7 protein-coding genes and 1 pseudogene are annotated in these 5,599 nt (G+C 69.3%); 4 read left to right on the forward strand and 4 right to left on the reverse strand.

Annotated elements, in window-relative coordinates; all coding sequences use genetic code 11:
- Together I8N67_RS40745 and grpE are read left to right on the forward strand one after the other, a co-directional pair.
- A partial coding sequence (locus I8N67_RS40745) for an Hsp70 family protein (RefSeq protein WP_200309357.1) occupies window positions 1-451 on the forward strand: 451 nt, incomplete at its 5' end.
- On the forward strand, window positions 448-1,029 hold the full coding sequence (grpE, locus tag I8N67_RS40750) for a nucleotide exchange factor GrpE (protein WP_200309358.1): 582 nt from the start codon (window positions 448-450) through the stop codon (window positions 1,027-1,029). The genes I8N67_RS40745 and grpE, both read left to right, overlap by 4 nt.
- 3 nt (window positions 1,030-1,032) lie before the next feature.
- Here grpE and I8N67_RS40755 read toward each other — a convergent pair whose 3' ends face one another.
- Complete coding sequence (locus I8N67_RS40755; protein WP_200309359.1) at window positions 1,033-1,455, reverse strand: CBS domain-containing protein; 423 nt, start codon at window positions 1,453-1,455, stop codon at window positions 1,033-1,035.
- A 292-nt stretch (window positions 1,456-1,747) separates the two neighbouring features.
- Here I8N67_RS40755 and I8N67_RS40760 point away from each other — a divergent pair, with 292 nt between their 5' ends.
- Window positions 1,748-2,017, forward strand: a complete 270-nt coding sequence (locus I8N67_RS40760) for a hypothetical protein (protein ID WP_200309360.1) — start codon at window positions 1,748-1,750, stop codon at window positions 2,015-2,017.
- Window positions 2,018-2,280: 263 nt separating this feature from the next.
- Here I8N67_RS40760 and I8N67_RS40765 read toward each other — a convergent pair whose 3' ends face one another.
- The 3 genes from I8N67_RS40765 to I8N67_RS40775 form a co-directional block, all read right to left on the reverse strand.
- Complete coding sequence (locus tag I8N67_RS40765; protein ID WP_200309361.1) at window positions 2,281-2,490, reverse strand: DUF397 domain-containing protein; 210 nt, start codon at window positions 2,488-2,490, stop codon at window positions 2,281-2,283.
- A gap of 271 nt (window positions 2,491-2,761) precedes the next feature.
- On the reverse strand, window positions 2,762-3,631 hold the full coding sequence (locus I8N67_RS40770) for a helix-turn-helix domain-containing protein (RefSeq protein ID WP_200309362.1): 870 nt from the start codon (window positions 3,629-3,631) through the stop codon (window positions 2,762-2,764).
- 455 nt (window positions 3,632-4,086) lie between these two features.
- Complete coding sequence (locus I8N67_RS40775; RefSeq protein ID WP_200309363.1) at window positions 4,087-4,845, reverse strand: GOLPH3/VPS74 family protein; 759 nt, start codon at window positions 4,843-4,845, stop codon at window positions 4,087-4,089.
- A gap of 412 nt (window positions 4,846-5,257) precedes the next feature.
- On the opposite strand from I8N67_RS40775, the pseudogene I8N67_RS40780 reads away from it, so the two are divergent.
- Window positions 5,258-5,599 (forward strand): annotated as a pseudogene (locus I8N67_RS40780) (D-alanyl-D-alanine carboxypeptidase); the annotation flags it as partial.

A 5,599-nucleotide genomic window follows, 5' to 3' on the forward strand; every position in this document is an offset into this window, starting at 1 on the left:
CCTCCCGAAGGACGACATCGACCGCATGATGCGCGAGGCCGAGCAGCACGCCGAGGAGGACCGGCGCAGGCGTGAGGCAACCGAGACCCGCAACCGCGCCGAGCAGACCGCCTACCAGACCGAACGGCTGCTCACCGACAACGCCGACAAGATCCCCGCCGATGTGAAGGGTGAGGTCGACAGCGCTCTGGCGGAGCTCAAGGAGGCACTGAAGGCCGGGCCGGCCGACGGCGATGCCACGGGCACCCTGCGGCAGGCCACCGACAAGGTCACCGCCGCGGCCCAGAAGGTGGGCACCGCCATGTACGCGCAGGCGCAGGCGCAGGCTCAGGGCCGGCAGGGGGCCACTGCGGGCGCGGGCGGCAGCGAGGCAGACGCCGCAGGGCAGGACGAGGATGTCGTCGACGCCGAGATCGTCGACGACGACAAGGGGCGGGAGGGTGCTGGATGACCCGCTCGAGCGACACCCACCGCCCTGGCGAGCGCCCGCTGTCGATCATCCGCGACGACCGGCGGCGGGATCCGGGAACGAGCCTGGAGCCCCGCCGCCGCGGTGACGTCGAGCCCGCCCGGCAGGCCGACGCCGTCGTCGACGCCGACGACCTGCGGGCCCGACTGCGTGAACGCACTGCGGACCTGCAACGCGTGAAGTCCGAGTACGACCACTACCGCGAGCGGGTCCGCCGCGATCGCCGCGCGGTCGGCGAGATAGCCGTGGCCAACGTGCTGGCCGGCCTCCTCCCCGTCCTTGACGCCATCGACGAGGCGCACAGGCAAGGGGAAGTGACCGGCGGCTTCCAGCGCGTCACCGAAGTACTGCGGAGCGAACTCACCGCCCTGGGACTGCAGTCCTTCGGCACGGCGGGCGATCCCTTCGACCCCACCCTGCACGAGGCCGTCTCCTGCACCCACTCCGACCACGTCGAACAGCCCACCTGCACCGCGATCCTGCGCCCCGGCTACCGGGTCGGCGACCAGCTCCTGCGACCCGCTCAGGCAGACGTCGCCGAACCACGGACCAGGGGGTAAGGGTCAGCTCGAGTACACCCGCTGGACGAACTCCGCGAGCTGGTCGTCGGTGAGGTGACGGGCCATGTCGGTCTCGCTGATCATTCCGACCATCCGCTTGTTCTCGATCACCGGGAGGCGCTTGATCTGGTGGGACTCCATCTCGCGCAGGACGTCGGAGGTGTCGGCGTCGGCGTCGATCCAACGCGGCGTGCCCTCGCACAGGTCTCCGCAGGTGACCCTGGAGGGGTCCTGTCCCGAGGCGACGCACTTCACCACGATGTCGCGGTCCGTGATGATGCCGCACATCCGGTCGTCGTTGTCGGGGTCACTGACCGGCAGCGAGCCCACCTCGTGGTCCCGCATCATCCGCGCCGCGCGGTCCAGCGTCTCGGTCCGGGGGATCCACTGGGCGCCCGGGGTCATGATGTCCTTCGCAGTTGTCATCGCTCGCCTCTCTTGCGGGTGCGGTCGGCTCAAGAACGTGGCCGGGCGGCTTCGCCTTCCGGCCCGGCCACCTTCAGCTTCCTGGCATACCCGGAGCCCGTCGCCCGGGCGGGAGCCATCTGGGCGTCAGGTGCGCGGTGGACGGTCGCGAACGCCGATGCGTTGGACCAAGTGTGTGATGAGCGTGACGGTCCCGCTGCCATGGGCTCTCGTTGTGCGTTGGGCGGGATGCGGGAGCTCGGTGTGACGAGACCCGGTCGGGCCGGTTCACCTGAGAGCTGGAGACGGTGGAGTGACGATTGAAAAGGCCTCGCCGAGCGTGAGCGTGAGTGTGAACGTGAGCGAGGTGGGGTGGCTTGGTGCGACCGCGGCGGGAGGCGCATCCGACGGCTGCCGGGCGCTGCGCGAGCAACTCGTCGGGGCGATCTGTTCGATCCGCTCCCAGGCGGCGATGATGCACGGTCTGGCCATCGACGGGCTGAGCGACCCGGGGGCCGCCGGAAAGCCCGACAGCCCTCGCCTCCTCGGCGGGGGCGGGACCGAGGGCCCGCCCTCACGGTGAGGGGCCAGGCCGTCTCGTCCGTCGTCACGAGGCGACCGTCCACCGGTACGGCGAGCGGGGGTCTTTGCGGGCCGTCAGCGGGGTTTCCCGCCGATGCCGAGGAAAAGGCCGAGCCCCCTCGGCCAGGACGGCGGGCCGGTCGAGAGGGCTCTGTCAGTGGTGCTGTGTGCGGTTGTAGTGCTGTGTGCGGTTGTGGTGCTCTGTGAAGGCGTCGTGCTCTGTGAAGGTGTGGCGTTGGTGACGATGGTCGTGGTGAACCCTTGTCACGCGAGGTCGGAGGCTCCCCGGCTGACCTCGGCCACGAACGCGTTCCACGTGTCGGCGGGGAACGCCAGCGTCGGGCCGTCGGAAACCTTGGAGTCACGCACGGACAGGGCCGCGAGGACGGGGGACTTGACCTCGACGCACGCGCCGTTCCCGGTGGAGTAGGAGGACTTGACCCACGTGTCCGTGGTGCCTTGCTGAATTGCCATTTCTGCTCCGCTTGCGCTTTGTCGTTGAGTGCTGTCGCCGAACCGCGGGGCGGTGCTGTCCGTTGCCGGAATCCACGGTTCGGTTTGCGCCAAGGTCGTTGATTTCCTTGGCGTGATCGACGCTACTCGCCAACATCGGCTGACGAAGAGACTATTCACTCGGGTGGGTGGCATATTCCAAAGGATCTTCCCTCAAGGCCTTTCGAGGGTGTATCTTCCCGCCCCTTCACTTTCCAACAGTTCCTCTCAGTCCCCCTCGGCCCACTCGGCCTCAGTGTGGCCGCAGCTGTGCGTATTCCTTGGCGATGCCCGCGATGAACTGGCGGGACTGATCGACATTCAGAGCCTGCGCCCTCAAGTGCTCGTACATCACGCTGTACTTCTGGACGTCGGCCGGCTTCTCCAGATACAGATCACTGGTGACGCCCTCGATGTAGACGACGCTGGAGTCCGACGCGTCCGGAAACTCCAGAATCGCGTACTGCCCGTTCAGACCGGGATGCGCGCCGAGGTCGAAGGGGATCACCTGCACGGTGACATGCGGGAGTTGGGACTGCTCGACCAGGTGCTCGAGCTGCTCACGCATGAGGGAGCGATTGCCCACGACACGGCGCAGCGCGGCCTCGTCGAGGACGGTCCACAGCCGCAGGGGGCTCTCCGGCGCGGAGATACGTTCCTGTCGTCGCAGCCGTACCTGGACGCGGTTGTTGACGTCGCTGGAGGCGGTCTCGGGCAGCGCGCCCGCGATGAGTGCCTCGGCGTACGGGCGGGTCTGCAGCAGCCCGGGGACGACCTGGGGGTCGTAGACGCGCAGACTGGCCGCGTCCGTCTCCAGGCCGATGTAGACGCTGTACGGGACATCGCCGAACGCGTGCCACCAGCCCTGCTGGCGGGAGTCCTTGGCCATCTGCATCAGGGAGTCGACGACGCGCTGGTCCTCGACGTCGTAGACCCCGCAGAGGTCGCGGACGTCGCGCTGGCTGATGCTGCGGCGGCCGTTCTCCAGGCGGCTGATCTTCGACTGGGAGACCAGCAGCCGCTCGGCGACCTCCTCGGCGGTCATGCCCTTGAGCTCGCGGAGCCGACGCAGCTCCTGGCCCAACCGGCGTCGCCTGACAGTGGGATTGACATTGGACGCCACGGGACGTGCACCTCCGGCTGCGTGCCTCTACTTTGCGTATCTGCTGTTGAGCAGATTGCCACCAAGGTGCTGAGTACCGCTGGAAAACAGCGGATATGCGCTGTGCATGCGCCGTTCACGCCGGTGTTTTTCCGCCGTGGAGGGATCTCCGCCGAATTTACGCCCTCGATGTACGCCCTCGATGTACGCCCTCGATGTACGTCCTCGGTGTGCGACTTCGCCGCACGTCTGCGGACATGCGGCCGCGCGGGGCGTGCGGGGCCGTGGCCCTACGCGCCCCGCGCGAGCCGGCGGCTCCCGAACCGGGTCCTGGGGTCCTGGGTTCTTCGAGCGGTTCGGTGCCGGCGGTGCGATGCGATGCGAACGGTGCTGTCGCGGTACCGCTGTGGAACGGGTGGCGCGATGGGTGCCGGGGCCCGCGGCTCTGGGCCCGGCACCTCACACCTCCGTGCCGTTCAGTGCGCCACGACGCGTGCCATGGAGCCGCGGCGTGGCTGCATCGGAACGCCGCGTGCGGGTTCCGGTGCGGGTGGCCTGGCGCCGGGGACGGCCTGACGGCCGACCGGTGCCGGGCTGCGGCGTGGCTGTGCGGCCACGCCGTTCTGCACGTCCATGACGGCGTGGGCCACCAGGCCACCCATGGGGTCGTGCCGGATCAGATCCCGCAGCCGGGATCGGGACGAGCGTCCCTCGTTCCCCGGGTACAGGTGCTTGCCGAGGCCCACGGCGTGGGCGAGAGCGGCGAGCGCTGCCGTCCGCGGGTCCGGCGGTACGCCGGTGCGGATCGCCGAATCCAGCCGGGACTTGATCTCCCGGCTGATCGCCGTCTCCGTCGCCTGATAGCGCGTCGTCGGCAGCACCCCGCACATCTGGCCCGCGACGGCATGGACCATGCCGCAGCGCTCCAGGTGTGACAGGTAGGTCTGACGGAGCCCGAGACGCGGCCCGCCAATCCAGTGGACGGCACGCACGGGAGCGCCACGCCTTCGCAGCAACTCCAACGCGCAGTCCAGTGTTGGATCTCCAGTCGGCCGTGGGGACACCACGGCTATACGATCCCCGTCCGGGGCTATCCGTCCGGCCAGCGCCAGCTCCACTAGCTGTGCTCCGGCCAGACCAAGGTCGAGCGACTGCGGCTGTGCGGTGGTACCCGTGGCCGGGTCCAACGCCAGCAGTAGAAGCTCTTCCGGAATCGTTCTGCGGCTCCTGCCCATCCATGCCTCCCCGCGTGGATGAATGACAGGGTGACCCCTCTCACATTGGTCTGTCGAGGGTGCGTGACCGGAATGTAGTGGAACCGATAAGTATGTCGTTCTCGTCTACCGCAGGGTTTAAGCCCGCACACAGGACACTGGTACATGGTTCGGACAGCGGCGAGGCGCGGTGGTGCGTGCGGTGGCTAAGGTCCGGGCGGCGGGTTTCACGGTTCGGTAGGGCGCGCTCCTGAGGACGGGCGGCGCGCGGGAGGAGGCATCGGTGGCGGGCACGTCCCCCGACAGGTCGAAGCGGTACGAGTCGTCGGCGGGGTCGACGTCGGGGAGCGAGCCACCGGTCCCGGACGGCCCCGGTTCGGTCCCGGGCCAGACCTCCGGCTCCCCCCGACCGGCCACGGACCCCCGCGTCTCGATGTCCCGGGACACCCCGAGGGTCGACCAGGCAACCGCGGTCTTCTCCCGCCGAGCCTTGCTGGAGGCAGCCGAGGCGGAGGGCTTGAACTTGGACCTCGCCGAGACGGAGGGGTCGGTGGCCCAGGGGGCCGAGACGGAGGGGTCTGTGGCCGAGGAGGCCGAGACCGACGGGTCTGAGGCTGCGGGGTCGGAGACTGGCGGGTCGAAGGCCGACAGGTTGGAGCCTGCGGGGTCTGAGGCCGAGGTGTCACGGACCGGCGCGGCGAAGGCTGAGGCGGCTGGGCCTGAGGAGGCGGTGGCCGGCGGGGCTGAGACCGACGGGTCGGTGGCTGATGCGGCG

The organism is Streptomyces adelaidensis (assembly GCF_016598475.1).
In the GTDB taxonomy this organism is placed as follows: Bacteria; Actinomycetota; Actinomycetes; order Streptomycetales; family Streptomycetaceae; genus Streptomyces; species Streptomyces adelaidensis.